Annotated in this window: 11 protein-coding genes; 1 reads left to right on the plus strand and 10 read right to left on the minus strand. The window is 63.8% G+C overall.

All coding sequences use genetic code 11. The annotated features are described in order from the left end of the window. Nucleotides 1–211 precede the first annotated feature (211 nt). From QY325_08490 to QY325_08520, 7 genes are all read right to left on the minus strand, one after another. Nucleotides 212–2569: a DEAD/DEAH box helicase family protein gene (locus QY325_08490; GenBank protein ID WKZ64806.1), complete on the minus strand. Its 2358-nt coding sequence runs from the start codon at nt 2567–2569 to the stop codon at nt 212–214. Next, nucleotides 2566–3408: a transposase gene (locus tag QY325_08495; protein ID WKZ64807.1), complete on the minus strand. Its 843-nt coding sequence runs from the start codon at nt 3406–3408 to the stop codon at nt 2566–2568. The genes QY325_08490 and QY325_08495 overlap by 4 nt, the downstream gene beginning before the upstream one ends. A gap of 104 nt (nt 3409–3512) precedes the next feature. Next, nucleotides 3513–4388: a GIY-YIG nuclease family protein gene (locus QY325_08500; GenBank protein WKZ64808.1), complete on the minus strand. Its 876-nt coding sequence runs from the start codon at nt 4386–4388 to the stop codon at nt 3513–3515. 135 nt (nt 4389–4523) lie between these two features. Beyond that, entirely contained in the window at nt 4524–4922 is a 399-nt protein-coding gene (locus QY325_08505) for a hypothetical protein (GenBank protein ID WKZ64809.1), read from the minus strand. Further along, complete coding sequence (locus tag QY325_08510) at nt 4919–6013, minus strand: hypothetical protein (GenBank protein WKZ64810.1); 1095 nt, start codon at nt 6011–6013, stop codon at nt 4919–4921. The genes QY325_08505 and QY325_08510 overlap by 4 nt, the downstream gene beginning before the upstream one ends. Before the next feature lie 159 nt (nt 6014–6172). Continuing rightward, nucleotides 6173–7315, minus strand: coding sequence for a restriction endonuclease subunit S (locus QY325_08515; GenBank protein ID WKZ64811.1), 1143 nt, complete (start codon nt 7313–7315; stop codon nt 6173–6175). After that, complete coding sequence (locus QY325_08520; protein WKZ64812.1) at nt 7315–9258, minus strand: N-6 DNA methylase; 1944 nt, start codon at nt 9256–9258, stop codon at nt 7315–7317. Before QY325_08520 ends, QY325_08515 begins: the two co-directional genes overlap by 1 nt. 1068 nt (nt 9259–10326) lie before the next feature. Between QY325_08520 and QY325_08525 the strand changes: the two genes are divergently transcribed. Further along, nucleotides 10327–10947 carry a fibronectin type III domain-containing protein gene (locus tag QY325_08525; protein ID WKZ64813.1) on the plus strand — a complete coding sequence of 207 codons (621 nt, stop codon included), beginning with the start codon at nt 10327–10329 and terminating at the stop codon, nt 10945–10947. Between the two features lie 1381 nt (nt 10948–12328). Here the strand turns inward: QY325_08525 and QY325_08530 are convergent. The 3 genes from QY325_08530 to QY325_08540 form a co-directional block, all read right to left on the minus strand. Then, entirely contained in the window at nt 12329–13705 is a 1377-nt protein-coding gene (locus QY325_08530) for a hypothetical protein (protein WKZ64814.1), read from the minus strand. A gap of 127 nt (nt 13706–13832) precedes the next feature. Then, nucleotides 13833–14138, minus strand: a complete 306-nt coding sequence (locus QY325_08535) for a DUF202 domain-containing protein (GenBank protein ID WKZ64815.1) — start codon at nt 14136–14138, stop codon at nt 13833–13835. Between the two features lie 79 nt (nt 14139–14217). Next, nucleotides 14218–15399: an MFS transporter gene (locus tag QY325_08540; protein ID WKZ64816.1), complete on the minus strand. Its 1182-nt coding sequence runs from the start codon at nt 15397–15399 to the stop codon at nt 14218–14220. Nucleotides 15400–15408 lie beyond the last annotated feature (9 nt).

Genomic DNA, 15408 nt, shown 5'->3' on the forward strand with positions numbered 1-15408 from the left:
GTGCGCTACCGGCGGCGGGCGCAGTGCCCAGGCCGCGCAGGTGTTGCGGGATATGGGCTTTGGAAGGACGTGGTGGTTGTGCGGGGGGACGGTGGGGTGGCGGTGAGGGGAGGCCACCGGCTCATCATGCTACCGAGTTTAGGGTCCACTGCGTGAGACCCTGCTCAGGCTTGGCTTGTCCTTTCGTCCTGTTCATGGTGCGGTCAATTCATCAAGCGGAACCATACAACCACTTCTGGAACCCCACGAACGTCTCCCGGATGCGGGCAACGTCGCCGAGCGCATGGGTGGCGTCGGGGATGGACTTGTACTTCAGTTGCAGGATGATGGGAAGCTTCTCGGGTTGCAGTTCCTCCACACCCGTCTGCACGTACTGGTGCAGCACGAAGTCGAGGAAGGCACGTTGCTGGTCGGTGTAGTGGTCGAAATGTGCGCGGGCCTGTGCGGCACGTTCGGCGCGTTCCTGCGTGGGCGTGCTGTAAGCGATGTACGCCAGCACGTCGAACAGGTCGCTGTGCTGTGCATCGATGATCTTTTGCAGCTCCTGCAACTGCGCCAAAGGAAAGCCCTTCTCCGCCAGCTCATCGAGCAGCTTCTTCCGGGTGTCCGGCAGGCTCCATATGCTGCGCAGCTCGTCTTCCGTGCCAAAGAAGCGCGGCAGTTCGCCGTAGAGCTGGCGAATGAATTCCTCCACGCTGATGGGCCTGCCGTCCGCGCTCCAGAAGCTCGTCTCCACCGTGGCCCGCAGTTGGCGCTCCTTGCCGTCGGCCAGCTTGATGCGCACCTTCCGTCGCGGCTCCTCCGGCTCTTCGGGCCGCTCCCCGGGCTCCTTCTTGGGCTTCGGCTCGGTGCCCCCAGGCTCCAACGGCTCGGTGGGCGCTATCTCCTCGCCATCCCACTCCGGGTCCTGGAACAGTTCGTGGCTGCGGGTGAAATCGTGGATGGTGAAGTAGTCCTTGCCATCGTAGAGGCGTGTGCCCCGGCCGATGATCTGCTTGAACTCCACCATGCTCTTGATGCGGCGCAGCAGCACCACATGGCGCACGTTGCGCGCATCCACACCCGTGCTCAGCTTCTGGCTGGTGGTAAGGATGGTGGGGATGCTCTTCTCATTGTCCTGGAACTCCCGCAGGTGCTGCTCACCGATATCGCCGTCGTTGGCGGTCACGCGGTGGCAGTAGTTGGGGTCGGCGATCTTCTTCTCCTGGTTGATGAGGTCGCGGATCAGCGCCGCATGCGCCTGGTTCTCACAGAACACGATCGCCTTCTCGCGCGGGTCCATGCTGCTCAGGAACTGCAGCACACGGAAGCGTTCCCGGGCTTCGATCTCCACCGTCACATTGAACTCATCCTCCTCGAATACCTCACCCAGTTCCACTTCCCCTTCCACCACGGTATCCTCGCCGGTGAAGACATAATTGTCCAGGTTGGTGCGGTAGCGGCGCACCTTGAAGGGCGTGAGGAAGCCATCGTTGATACCCTCCTTCAGCGAGTAGGTGTAGACCGGATCGCCGAAGTAGCGGTAGGTGTCGGCGTTCACATCGCGCTTGGGCGTGGCGGTAAGGCCCAGCTGGGTGGCGGGTTTGAAATATTCCAGGATCCCACGCCATGTGCTCTCGTCGTTGGCACCACCACGGTGGCACTCATCAATGATGATGAGGTCGAAAAAGTCGGGCGGGTATTCGCCGAAGTAGGGCGTATCGCCCGGACCCGACATGAAGGTCTGGAAGATGGTGAAGAACACACTGCCGTTGGTGGGCACTTGTCCTCTGCGCCTGATGCTCTTCGGGTCTATGCGCACCAGCGCGTCCTCGGGGAAGCTGCTGAAGGCGTTATAGGCCTGGTCCGCCAGTATGTTCCGATCGGCGAGGAAGAGGATGCGCGGGCGTCGCTCCCCGTCGCGGTGCATGTTCCACCGGGCATGGAAGAGCTTCCACGCGATCTGGAAGGCGATGGCCGTCTTGCCCGTGCCGGTGGCCAGGGTGAGCAGGATGCGGTCCTTGCCTTGAGCAATGGAGTCCAGCACCCGCTGGATGGCGATGTCCTGGTAGTAGCGCGGCTGCCAGCTTCCGCTCTTGTCCTCGAAGGGAACAGCGCCGAAACGCTCCTGCCAATCCACACTTTGCTCACCACGCCCCAGCGTGGCCCCTCCACTGGGCTCGCCACGCTCCAGCGTGGCCGGTTGCAGCACATTCCACAACTCCTCCGGCGCAGGCCACGCCTCCACATGACCCTCCCGGCCCGTGAGCATATCCACTTGGTAGATGCCCTTGCCGTTGGTGCTGAAGGCATGCCGCAGGTTCAGCTTGTCCGCATACTTCTTGGCCTGGCCGAGGCCCTGTGTTACCGGCTCGCTGGCCTTCTTGGCTTCCACCACCGCCACCATGCGGCCCCGGTATTCCAGGATGTAATCGGCGATGTCGGCGGCGTTGCGCTTGCCGGCCGCGCCCTGCAGCCGACCCAAGGTGATCTTGAATTCCCGCCGCACCCGGGTGCCTTCCACCACGCCCCAACCCGCCGCGCGCAGCGCAGGGTCGATCAGTTCGGCGCGGGTCTCGGCTTCGTTCATTCTCCACTGGGCTCGCCACGCTCCAGCGTGGCCAGATACGCAGAGGACCACCGCCAGTCCCCGGCCTTCTTCACCAATCCCGCCTTCACCGGGTTCTCGTGGATGTAACTCACAACTGTTGCGAAATGTGCGTGGTCCCGAATGTAGCGATCCCAGTATTCACGGTGCCACACGCGGGTGGGGTTAACGCTGGGTACGCCACGCACCAGCGTGGCACCTGCATGCCCACGCTCCAGCGTGGCAGATAGCCCAGCGCCCCACCCGTTCGCCTTCGCGTATTCGCTGATCCTCCTCCCGGTGTACGATTTCCACGACGCCACGATCTTGCTCATCGTCCAGCCGTTGGTGGGTTGGAAGAGCACGTGCACGTGGTTGGGCATCACGCACCAAGCGTGCAGGTGGTAGCGGGCACCGGCGAAGTGGAGGAAGGTTTCCTGCACCATGTCGGCCAGCTCAGGCACACGGAGGATGCAGCTACCCTTACCTGCATCGAGGTAAGCGGCGATGCGCTTCTCCTTTTCGGCATCGCGGAGCTTGGGCGGCAGACTCTTCATTTGCTCATCCATCGCGGCCACAGCCTCCTTGGGCAGGCTGTCGGCGAGGTGGTAGCTCACGTGCTGCACCAGCTCCGGGCTGTTCACGTGCGGCATGTAGCCGCGGTCGGTCCAGATCTTTTCACTGCTGGGCTCGCCACGCCCCAGCGTGGCCCCATTACCAGCCCCACCACCACTGGGCTCGCCGGGCTCCAGCCCGGCACTCTTCCTACCGGGCTCCAGCCCGGCCGCGTTTCCACCGGGCGTCAGCCCGGTCCCATCATCCCGGTGTAGTGGTTCGTCCATTGTTACCTGCTCCTTGGTGGTAATGGGCCACGCTGAGGCGTGGCGTACCGGGTGTTGCTGCGTTGTGGTACTTGCCACGCTGGGGCGTGGCGTACCCAGTGTGGTCAGCCCCCCGCCTGCCCCTCCTGTATGCTCTTCAACGTCCGCCCCTGCCCATCCTTCCACTCCGTGCGGCCGTTGCTGGGGCGGCCCAGTACGATGGTGCTGGCCATGCTGGGGCTGTTGAAGGTGTAGTCCTGTGTGAAGCGGAGCTTGTCGCCATCGGTCACCAGCACACCGCTCTTCAGCAGGTCCTCGCGCTGCTGCACCACGTAGGGGAAGTGCTCGCCCACGCTCTTGGTGAAGGTGGTGGCGGCGAAGGACCCGGCACGCACGATGAAGCCCTGCGGCGCATCGTAGCCGCTGCCGGTGATGCCCTTGCCCTCGCAATGCAGCAGGGGCAGTTCCTCCTCGGTGGCGGCGGGCGCCTGCGTCTGCTCAAAGGCCGTGATGCCCAGCACCGGCAGCATGCCCAGCAGGTTCTGCAGGAACACCTGCAGGTAGGCGCGGTCCATCTCGCTCAGGGTGGGCTCGGCGGGGCTGTTGGCGTTCTCCAGCGGCACACGCTTGGCGGCGCGGGCGCGTTGGATCAGCTGGGCCTCCAGGTATTGCACGTGGGCCTTGTTCAGCTGGCCGGGACCGGCCACGAAGAAGACCGCCCGTGTCCAGAAATCCTTGTTGGCGTAGTGGCTCTCCAGGCGGTGGTACACGGGGTCGCCCTCGCCCACGTAGATGGTCTCGCCCTCGCCGTCGGCGCGGGGCCCTATGAGCAGGTACACGCCCGGCTGCTGGAACTCCTCGCGCTTGCGAACTGCGGTGTATAAGGGGCGCGGGAACATCACCGCCTTGCCGTTCCAGTTGCTGCGCTCCACCACGCGCAGCCCATCCGGGTCGCCATCGGCCACCAGGATGTGCAGGATGAAGGGAAGGGTGGTGCTCATGGCTTGAACAAGGAACCTGATCTGTTCGCTTTCATCACTTGCAAGATGCGGAAAAGAAAAGCCCCACCGTCGCTACTCAGTATCCTACGCTAACGTGGGACTTCGCTCGGGCAGGGCGTTCCGTGAGGGATCGTATCAAGCTTCAGGATGCAGACGCTTGCGTGAGTTTGCGTACGCCTTGAGCTTGCGGGCCAGCTTCCTGCAAGCCTTCTCGTCACGTTCTCCAAAATCAACGACCGCATGAGCCGGATTGGCCGGTATCCCTTGTGCCTTGTCCTCAGCGACCGGGTCCGCTCGGTAGTCCAGTTCCGCAGACTTCACCTCAGCACACGAAACACCCCATGTGCCCGCTGACTCCAGCTTCCGCTTCTCGGTGTAATGGGTGAATGCCGCGGCGGCTGTGGTCAGGTCGCCATCATCCACGGACAAAAGGCCCTTGTCCTTCGGAAAGGGGAAGAAGGCTTGACTGGTGGCCTCCCCATTCTCCAGAAAGGAAGGATGCACCTGCCGCAAGAGTATCGTCTCCTCGGTCATTCGCTCGCGGGGATATGATCGTTCAGGAACGCCATGAACTTCTTCCAATCCTCATCCGTGCGCAACGTGAACGCTGCTTCGATGTCGGTGCCATCCGGAGCAAATCGCTGAAAGGCGGCATGCATGGTCGATAGGTCCACATCTACTGCAGGCTCACCATGGCCGTTCCACTCCAGCAAAAGGTTGCCGTCCTGTGTTGGCACCACGGCCGGCAGCTTCAAATGCGCAGGGTAGTGTCGGACCAGCATGCGCGAGAGTTCGGAGAGTGCCTTAGCGTCGGGGGCTTTGCCCAGCCCATCATACCAACCATTCTGAAGGACCGACAAGGCCTCCAATTTGCCAGCCAGCTCATGGTTCAGCTGAAGACTGCAGGCTTCAACGTGGTCCACGCTCTGAAGCCGCTCATATGAATCGAAACTGGCCACGCACTTCACCACCACCATGTGGCGCGAAGTGCCACCATACTGCCGTGCCTTCTGCTCAAATGATGTAGCGAGCGGAACAATGGCAGAGGAATTATCCGTAAGGCGCAATCGAAAGGTCTTCCGCTCCCAATCGATCTCGCCGATGTATCCAGCCAGTTCAACAGGTCGCTCGTACACTTTACTGCGTGCCAACACCATATCCTTGCGCCGCTTGGGGGTAAGCACCGCTTCTCCGCCACCTTTCCGCGGTAACTCCAAGCTTTCCCCTTCGCGAAGCGAACTACCCACCTGATTGAAGTAGCTCAACAGATCCTCCGGGAATTCTTCCGGTAGTTGGTCCAGTGGGGCAGCGATGCACTCGGTCACCAATTCCCGCGCCCTGTCGAAATACTGTTGTGCATTCGGCTCTGAGGTCAGGGCTGCGGTCAATGCGATCAAGGGGACGATCGCACTACCCTCCTCAACACGTTCTACATGCAGCTCGAACGCATTGCTGAAGCCCTTCGGTGTTCGCTGCCGTTCGGGATGATCCTTCAGATAGAGGCGCTTGGCCAGCTCGATGACCAGGTTCTGATAGGCCGCAAGGTCGCTGGCCACATCCAGCGGCAAGGAGTGCTGGTCGAAGCGCTCCCCCTTGAACTTAGGCTTGATGAACTCGGACCGCATCTGGACTTGGCTGCAAGTTAATCAGGTTGGATCATGCGCTTGAATGGGTGCGACCCAACAAATGTTACAACTCCCACCTGAACGCCGCCCCCAACAAGCCCTTCTTCAAGCCGGTCCGCCGGGCGCTAGCCCGGCACGAACGGCGATGTGCTCCCCTGATCATAGTTCTCCGCTGAAGGCTGCTCCCAAGACCGACTTCTTCAGCATTTCAAGCTCCCTCAGCTTCTGCTGGTAGGTGGCTTCGAGTTGCTTGGTCTCCTTCTCCAGTGAAGCGAGCGCGTCAACGATGCGTCGTTGTTCGTTCAATGATGTTGGATAGCTCACCTCGACCTCGCCAATCTTGGTAGGTGATGTGTGCCTGACCTTCACACCACTGCCACTTGCATGCACGGCATCCCGGAATGGCTTCGTGTTGAAGATGTGGAAGAGGAACTCGTTCAGCACGACTACGCCATTCGGCTGCTGGACAAGTCCGATCCGTTGATTGTGCAGGAACTTACCCGACTCGGGCACGAGCAAAGGAGCCCCAAGTAGTCCGGCCGCTTGCTCGGTCATGGCAACGACGAGATCGCCTTGTGAAAGCACGAACTCTTCAGGAATCGGTCCTACGTAGTACTTCTGCTTCTCGCCACGGTCGCGGTAACCGCCGCTCTCGAAGAAGTTGCCCATCGTGAGTAGCACATAATCGCCGGATTGGGTGAAGTGCTCTCCAAGAAATGCGAAGCCGTGCTTGACGTGAATGAACTCGCTCAACGGACGAGTCACCCACCCCTCCTTCCCCTCAAACACCCCATTCAAGTAGCTCTCGAACAGCTCCCGGGCATTGGCGCGGTTGCGCTCCACGTGCCCTTCGGCTTCGCGCAGCGCCACGAACGCCGCATCCAGCTTCGTGACGATCCGCTGCTGTTCGGGGACACTATCCGGAATGCTCAACGTGAGCTTCCTGAACGCATCCGATTCCAAGTTCTTCTGTGCAGTGCCTTTGCCGAGTGAGTAGATCGTATCGTTCAGCGCTAACAAGTGGTAATCCAAGAAGCGCTGGTACAATCGACCGCTATCCTTAGCGCTAACAGTGAGGCCACTGTCGTTCAAAAAGAACCTGCCTTCAACAAAGCGAGTGCATTGCTCGGACATCGCGAACCGAGCAACCACTAACCTATCCTCGCGGTTGTACTCGTCCATGCTGAACGTTGCACCACCGCCACCATACACAGGGTAGATGGAGCCGCCATCCTTCTTCTTCACAACCCGAGTTCCGAACTCGACGTCACAGACTTGATCAAGCGCTACTTCCTTCCACATCACTTCAATAGCGCTTCGATACTGGACATCAACTCCTTCGTCCTCGCATCCAACTCCCGCATCTCCTGCAGGATCACCTTCGGCTCCCGCAGCGGCGCTTCCTCCGCCCGGTTGGGGTTCTTCACGCTGAGGTCATAGGTCTCGGTGGCTTCGAGGACCTCAGCCACCGAGCGGCTCCAACTGTTCACGCTGTCCGCCTTGGTCTTGGCCAGTTGCACAAAGTCGGCGAGGTCGGCCTCGTTCAGCGGGTTGGTCTTGCCCAGACTGCGGCCGGGGTCCAGCTGGTAGTACCAGATGCGGCGCGTGGGGCGCCCCTTCTCGAAGAAGAGCACCACCGTCTTTACGCCCGCACCCTGGAAGGTGCCCTGCGGCATGTCCAGGATGGTGTGCAGGTCGCACTCTTCCAGCAGCTTGCGGCGCAGGCTGATGCTGGCGTTGTCCGTGTTGCTGAGGAAGGTGTTCTTGATCACGATGCCCGCGCGGCCACCGGCCTTGAGGCTCTTGATGAAGTGCTGCAGGAAGAGGAAGGCCGTTTCGCCGGTCTTGATGGGGAAGTTCTGCTGCACTTCCGGCCGCTCCTTGCCGCCGAAGGGCGGGTTGGCCAGCACCACATCATGCTGGTCCTTGGGCTGGATGTCCTGCAGGTTCTCGGCCAGCGTGTTGGTGTGTACCACGTTGGGCGCCTCAATGCCGTGCAGGATCATGTTCATGAGGCCGATGATGTAGGCCAGGCCCTTCTTCTCCTTGGCGAAGAAGGTGTTGCTCTGCAGCACCTGGTGGTCGCTGGTGCTGCGGGCCTGGGCCTGCATGTGGGCGAAGGCCTCGCACAGGAAGCCCGCGCTGCCGGCGGCGCCATCGTACACCGTTTCGCCGATGCGCGGGTCCAGCACCTGCACAATGGCGCGGATCAGGGGGCGCGGGGTGTAGTACTCGCCGCCGTTGCGCCCGGCGTTGCCCATGCGCTGGATCTTGCCCTCGTACAGCTCGCTCAGCTCGTGCTTCTCCTCGCTGGTCTGGAAGTGGAGCGCGTCCACGGCCTCCAGGATCTCGCGCAGGTTGTAGCCGCTCTTCACCTTGTTGGTGAGCTCGCCGAAGATCTCGCCGATCTTGTACTCCAGGGTGTTGGGCCCGCTGGCGCGCTGCTTGAAGCCGCGCAGGTAGGGGAAGAGCTTCTGGTCCACGAAGTCGACCAGGTCGGGGCCGCTGAGGGCCTTGTGGTGGTCGATCTTACCCTCCTTGTTGCGCGGGCAGGCCCATACCGGCCAGCGGTAGTCGGCGCTTAGGATGGGCGTATAGGGCTTGCCCTCCAGCTCGGCGGCCATCTGCTTGGTGGCCTCCAGGTCGTCCAGGTATTTGAGGAAGAGGATCCAGCTGGTCTGCTCGGTGTAGTCGAGCTCGTTGCTGCACCCGGCCTCTTTCCAGAGCACATTGTCAATGTTGCGGAAGGCCTGCTCGAAGGCGGAGCCGGAGGGTTTAGGGCCACGCTGGGGCGTGGCGGACCCAGTGGTGGCGGAGCCATTGGCCTTGGGGCCTTTGGGCTTAGGGGCCTCTTGGCCATGGGCCTGTGGCCTATCGGCCTTGCGGGGTCGGCCGGGGCCTCGCTTGGGGTACACGGCAAGCGGTTCGTTGGCCATTGGGCTTAAGGCCTCTTGCTGCGTACCTTCTCGGTCGACCCGGTGGGTCGACGCTACAGGTGCATCCGACGCGGTGGGTGCGGGCCGGGCCTGCTGGCTTACCGGCCCATGGGCCTTTTGGCCTGCGGCCACCAATGCAATGCTGCCTCCACGGCCCCGGCCGATGGCCACTTGGCCTTTGGCCACCAGGGCCTGTTTCACCTGCTCGTAGGTGGCTTCATCCCAGCCCAGCAACTGGCGGGCCTTGCCGTTGCCCAGCGAGGCATGCTCGGCCAGCAGGCGCACCAGTTCGTGTTCACGTTCGTCCATCTCGGGGGTAAAATAGCATACACAATTGGTCAAAACGTGACGTAGCGGGCAGGTGGGTGCGTGGGCAAGTAGCCAGTCAGCCAGCGGCCCCTTCGACACCCTTCGACACCCTTCGACAAGCTCAGGGTGAAAGCTCAGGGTGAATGCTCTGGGTCCGGCAAGTGGGCCAAGAGGCCAGTGATGGAATCGCCGCCCGGCCACCCGGCAGCGGGCCTTCCCTGCGGCGCCATCGGCGTCCATGCCCAAAGCCCCTCCGCCCGGTGGGATTGCCGCTTGGGCTGCGCAGGACCCGCCAATCGGTCGCCGATCCTGCTCCATCGTGACGCGCGTTGCCCTCCACCACGAGCGGACTTGCCTTCCATGGGGGTCGGAGCCATACCCCATTCGATCCGTACCGGCCTTCCACTGCGATCGCCTTTGCCCTCCACTTCGATCCCAGTCACCCGCCACCTGGCCCCAAGTCACCCGCCACGTCGATCGGAATCGCCCTCCACCCGAATCCTGGTCGCCTTCCACTTCAACCCTGGTCGCTCTCCACTTCGATCCAGGTCGCCTTCCACTTCAACCGCAGTCGCCCTCCACTCGGATCCTGGTCGCCCTTCACTTCGATCGCAGTTGCCTGCCACTTCGATCGCAGTCGCCCTCCACTTCACTCGCAGTCGCCCTCCACTTCGATCGCAGTTGCCTGCCACTCGGATCCTGGTCGCCTTTCACATCGATCGCGGTCGCCGTCCGCTTGGACCGAAGTCCTCCCCCACTTCGATCGTAGTCGCCCTTCACGCGGACCGTGGTCGCCTGGCCTCCGGGCGGTGATGGCCGGCCGGCGCAGGCCCCCTTCAGCCCCCCTTCGGGTGCGGTGCTGCACCAAGGGGTTACGAAACGCGTGGAATATGCCATATGGCATGGATGCCCTGCACGGCGGCATGGATGCGGAAGCTGGCACGGGTGCGATATGCCATATGGCATAATGCAGGGGCTTGGGGGCCCTCTTCGCGAAGGCCCCCGTTACAGGCCCAGGACCGCTAACAACCACGGCTTCGCTCCACCGGGTCCACGGAGCGGTAGAAGATGAAGGCGAAGATCAAACTGTCCCTGTACGCGCTCACCGCTGTACGCCTGCTGGCGTTGCTCCGCAATGTGGTGGCCAAGCTGACCGGCAACGCCTTGTTCCCGACCCCTCCGGTGACGATGGCGGAACTGACCGCGAAGGGGGATGAGCTGGAGGCGGCCATTGCGCTGGCCACCGAGGGCAGCAAGGCCAGCAAGGCGGCGCGCAATGCACGGATGGCGGAGGCGAAGGTGATGTTGTCGAGTGTGGCGGATTATGTGCGGATGGTGGCGCAGGGGGACGAGGCGAAGCTGCTCACCACCGGGTTCGAGATGGCCAAGCGGCCCGAACCGGTGGGCGTGCCCGGCACCACGCGCAACCTGACGGTGCGCGGCAGCAACAGCGCCCGCACCCTTGAACTGCGCTGGCGCCGCGTGCATGGGGCCCATGGCTACCGGGTGTGGAAGACCGAGAGCGACCCCAACGTGGAGGCCAACTGGCAGCCCATCGGCTACACCACCCGTGCCAGCCATGTGGTAGCCGACCTGGAGAGCCTGAAAGCCTACTGGTTCTGCGTGAGCGCCATCGGCGTGGCCGGCGAGGGCCGCCAGTGCGATCCGGCCATGGGCCGCGCCGCCTAGGGCCACCGAGCGCCACGGGCCGCAGCCGCCCCGCCACGCAGCGGCCCCGCGCACAGCAGGTCCTTCCTTGTGTGAAAAGCCCCGGTGTCCAGCCGGGGCTTTTCACGTTCGGGGGGGAGTCATGGCGGAAGGCCTTGGGAGAGACGCCGGGTCATCCACGCGCAAGGCCTGCACACGCCCGGCGTGACGGTCCGGGGGAGGTGGCCGGTGCGGATAGGTTAGCGCATGTTGCTATGTGGGTAGGTCCCGGTGCCCTCGTCGCAACGCACAACACCGCTAAGTCCGTCACGCCGGAAACCGCGCGAGGAAGCATGAGCGCGGGAAGCGGTTATCCGGCGTCTCTCCGATGCACAGCGAATGGCCTTGGGAGAGACGCCGGGTCCCCTACCGCGCAAGGCCTTCACACGCCCGGCGTGACGGTCCGATGCAGGTGGCCGGTAGGGATAGGTTAGCGCATGCTGCCGGGTGGGTAGGTCCCGGTGCCCTCGTCGCAACGCACAACACCGCTAAGTCCGTCACGCCGGAAACCGCGCGAGGAAGCATGAGCGCGGGAAGCGGTTATCCGGCGTCTCTCCGATGCACAGCGAATGGCCTTGGGAGAGACGCCGGGTCATCCACGCGCAAGGCCTGCACACGCCCGGCGTGACGGTCCGGGGGAGGTGGCCGGTGCGGATAGGTTAGCGCATGTTGCTATGTGGGTAGGTCCCGGTGCCCTCGTCGCAACGCACAACACCGCTAAGTCCGTCACGCCGGAAACCGCGCGAGGAAGCATGAGCGCGGGAAGCGGTTATCCGGCGTCTCTCCGATGCACAGCGAATGGCCTTGGGAGAGACGCCGGGTCATCCACGCGCAAGGCCTCACACGCCCGGCGTGACGGTCCGGGGGAGGTGGCCGGTGCGGATAGGTTAGCGCATGTTGCTATGTGGGTAGGTCCCGGTGCCCTCGTCGCAACGCACAACACCGCTAAGTCCGTCACGCCGGAAACCGCGCGAGGAAGCATGAGCGCGGGAAGCGGTTATCCGGCGTCTCTCCGATGCACAGCGAATGGCCTTGGGAGAGACGCCGGGTCCCCTACCGCGCAAGGCCTTCACACGCCCGGCGTGACGGTCCGGGGGAGGTGGCCGGTGCGGATAGGTTAGCGCATGTTGCTATGTGGGCAGGTCAGCTTGTCATATCGCTGCGCACCACGCACGCAGGTCCGTCACGCCGGAAACCGCGCAGGAAGGACGCGCGGGTGCGGCGGTTATCCGGCGTCTCTCCAAGGCCCAACGGGATGCCTGCGGTTGATGCCAACAGTGGCCCGGTCCTCTTCGAGAGACCCTGCCAAGGCACAAGAGGCCCTTGGGCAGCGCCCAGGGGCCTTTGCCGTTGGGGGCGCCCGCTAGCGCAGCACGGCGTCCACCAGCTGCGCATGCCCGCGCCTGAGGTGCTTGGCCTCGAAGCGCATGTGCCGGCGGTAATGCGCGGACATGCCGTCGCGGCAGCCCGTGCACAGGGCGATGTCCTTGTGCAGGTAGGCATCCTCCACGGTGACTGAATTCTGGCAGGCTGCGCAGCGATGGTCGCCCCGCTGCCGCTCCATGGCATCAAGGGCGTGCAGCAGCCGCCGCGACTTCATGAAGCGGATGAAGTCGCGCGAGAAGTAGAGGGGCATGATGCCCCGGCCGTTGAGGAATTGGATGCGGAAGGGCAGGAAGGACCAGCAGTAGTAGTCGATGGACTCGTAGCGCGACTCCAGGTCGAGCACCCCGTAGCAGTAGCGCCCCAGCCAGAGCAGCAGCATGGAGGCCATGGCCAGCAGCACGCTGCCGATCTCGAAGGTCTTCAACCAATCGAATTGCACCGCGCCGAAGCCCACGGCGTGGTGCTTGGCCGCCTCATAGGCCGAGAAGATGAACATGATGGCCATGCCGATGCCGCCCATCTGGGTGAGCTTGCGGGGGTAGCGCCAGCCATGGAAGCGGTAGCTGTCCATGATCTTCATCTGCTTGGTGTCGTAGAGGTGCGCGGGGTTGGCCTGCTGGCTGATGATGTTGGCGAAGCCGTGGCGCAGGCGGGTGAGCAGGCCCACGCGGCGGCGGCCCGTCATGTGCATCACCACCTCCTCGTAGAAGGAGAGGTCGTAGTCCTTCACCTTGCCGGTCGCCTTGTCGGTCGCCTTGTCGGTCGCGGCCCTGTTGAAGAACTCGCCGTTCGCATCGCGGAAGTCGCGGTACCGCAGCGAGGCGCCCAGCGCATAGGCATACTTCGACTTCTCCAGCGGCCGCAGCCACCGGTTGCCGCTGGCGCCCGTGGTGCGCCGGTAGCGCGAGAGCACGAACTCCCAGGAGTGCACCTCGCTGAGCCGCGATACGAAGTCGGGCCCGCTGTCCATCGCCTGCCCGGCCTGGTTGCGGTAGTAGCCCTCCACGATCGTGTCCAGGTAGGCCTTGTAATGGCCGTTCTGCTCCTCATGGGGGGGCGGCAGGGGCGCATAGGCGATCTCGTGGGAGAGCATCTGGATGTAGCCGGCATGCCGGTTGTGCGACCTGAACTTGTACCAGATGATCTCGAAGAGCAGCGTGGTCACCATCATGGTGAAGAGCATCACCAGCAGCACCCCCACGGCACTGCCCACCTCGCCGAAGAAGACCCTGGAGAGGATGCCCGCACCGCCGAGGATGCTGATGATGAAGCCCATGTACTTGGTGATCTGCGCGCGGATCTCGGCCAGGTCCACGCGCAGCAGCTTGTATTCCTCCAGCGATGGCTTGAGCATGCACCCAGGGATGATCGGTTGCGGACTCCGTTGACAGGCGGCCCGTGGCGGGCGCTCCTAAAACTAGCAATCCGCTCCGGCTTGGCCGCGCCTGCCCCCGGCGGCGGGCAGCTGGGGCCTGCGCCGGCTATCCCCCCTCCCCGCGCCCGTCCTCCGGGTAATAGTTGTTGAGCTGCCGGCGCAGGGTGACGTAGCGGTAGGTGCCGAAGAGGATGAAGACCGCGCTGAGGCAGAGCGCCACGATGCCCAGCCAGTGCAGCCGGCCGAGGCCTTCCATCTGCAGCAGCGCCAGGCCGCCGATGAGCAGGTAGAGGGTGCTGCGGATGTAGCTGAGCAGGGTGCGCTCGTTGGCCAGGCGCGTGCGCACCAGGGCCAGGTGGTCCCGCAGGATCAGGTCCTCCCGCAGGTCGAAGTGCTTGTCGACGGGCCTCATGCGGCGGCTTTCCTGCGAAGGTGCATCATCGCGCGCAGCGCAGGTGCACGCGGCTGGGCCCTGCCCCCGGTCCATCGGCTCAGGCACGGGGCGCTGCGCCAGGCGCACCCGTCACCGCCAGCAGGTAGCCCATCACCACCAGCGCCATCACGGCTGTTACCCCAAAGGTGACCGCGGGTCCGAAGGCCATCCACAACGCGCCCGCCAGGCTGCTGGCCACCAGCGCGCACAGGCTTTGCAGGCCGGCATAGGTGCCTGCGGCCGAGGCCATCTGCTCCTTCGGCACCAACTGGCCGATCCAGGCCTTCGCCACGCCCTCGGTGGCGGCGGCATAGAGGCCATAGCCGAAGAAGAGCAGCGCCACCATCACCAGGCCGTTGGCGGTGGCCATGCCGAAGTACACCCCGGCGAAGAGGAGGAGGCCGATGAGGAACACGCGCTTCACCCCGATGCGGTCCGCCAGGGCGCCCAGCGGAAAGGCGAAGAGCGCATACACCAGGTTGTAGAAGATGTAGACCCCGATGGTGTGGCTGTCGCTGAGGCCCGCCTGCTTGGCGCCGAGCAGCAGGAAGACATCGCTGCTGTTGAAGAGCGCGAAGAGCAGCAGGCCGGTGGTGAGGCGGCGGTAGCCGAGCGGGGCTTCCTTCCAATAGCGCAGGAATGCGAAGAAGCCGGGCCAGGCGGCCTTGTTCGCGGTGGTCCGTGGCTCCTTCAGCAGGCGGGTGAGCGCGATGGCCAGCAGCCCCGGTGCGAAGGCGATGAGGAAGAGCGTCACATAATCCGCCGGGTGGAAATGCAGGTAGACCAGTGCCAGCGCCGGACCGAACACCGCGCCCAGCGTGTCCATGCTGCGGTGAAAGCCGAAGACACGCCCCTTGTTGGCCGGCGTGCACGCGGCATTGAGCAGGGCATCGCGTGCGCCGGTGCGCAGGCCCTTGCCCAGGCGGTCGGTGGTGCGGGCGGCGAAGACCCACCACACGGCGCCCGAGAGCGCGAGCATCGGCTTGCTGAGCGCGCTGAGGAGGTAGCCCCATTGCACAAAGGGCAGGCGGCGCTGCAGCTGGTCGCTCCGCAGCCCGAACCAGCCCTTGCTGAGCCCGGCGGTGGCCTCGGCCACGCCTTCCAGGATGCCGATCAGCAGCATGCTGAAGCCGATGTGCTGCAGGTAGAGCGGCATCACCGGGTAGAGCATCTCGCTGGCCAGGTCGGTGAAGAGGCTGACGAGCGAGAGGACCCAGACGGTGCGGGTGAGCGGCTTCACCGGGTGAAG

This window comes from Flavobacteriales bacterium, assembly GCA_030584065.1.
Classification (GTDB): domain Bacteria; phylum Bacteroidota; class Bacteroidia; order Flavobacteriales_F; family PHOS-HE28; genus PHOS-HE28.

Bases quoted from the DNA above. Each gene is read 5' to 3' on its own strand.
- QY325_08535 (WKZ64815.1), bottom strand. From the start codon at position 14,138: ATGAGGCCCGTCGACAAGCACTTCGACCTGCGGGAGGACCTGATCCTG.
- QY325_08500 (WKZ64808.1), bottom strand. From the start codon at position 4,388: ATGAGCACCACCCTTCCCTTCATCCTGCACATCCTGGTGGCCGATGGC.
- QY325_08525 (WKZ64813.1), top strand. From the start codon at position 10,327: ATGAAGGCGAAGATCAAACTGTCCCTGTACGCGCTCACCGCTGTACGC.
- QY325_08495 (WKZ64807.1), bottom strand. From the start codon at position 3,408: ATGGACGAACCACTACACCGGGATGATGGGACCGGGCTGACGCCCGGT.
- QY325_08515 (WKZ64811.1), bottom strand. From the start codon at position 7,315: ATGTGGAAGGAAGTAGCGCTTGATCAAGTCTGTGACGTCGAGTTCGGA.
- QY325_08505 (WKZ64809.1), bottom strand. From the start codon at position 4,922: ATGACCGAGGAGACGATACTCTTGCGGCAGGTGCATCCTTCCTTTCTG.
- QY325_08510 (WKZ64810.1), bottom strand. From the start codon at position 6,013: ATGCGGTCCGAGTTCATCAAGCCTAAGTTCAAGGGGGAGCGCTTCGAC.
- QY325_08520 (WKZ64812.1), bottom strand. From the start codon at position 9,258: ATGGACGAACGTGAACACGAACTGGTGCGCCTGCTGGCCGAGCATGCC.
- QY325_08530 (WKZ64814.1), bottom strand. From the start codon at position 13,705: ATGCTCAAGCCATCGCTGGAGGAATACAAGCTGCTGCGCGTGGACCTG.
- QY325_08490 (WKZ64806.1), bottom strand. From the start codon at position 2,569: ATGAACGAAGCCGAGACCCGCGCCGAACTGATCGACCCTGCGCTGCGC.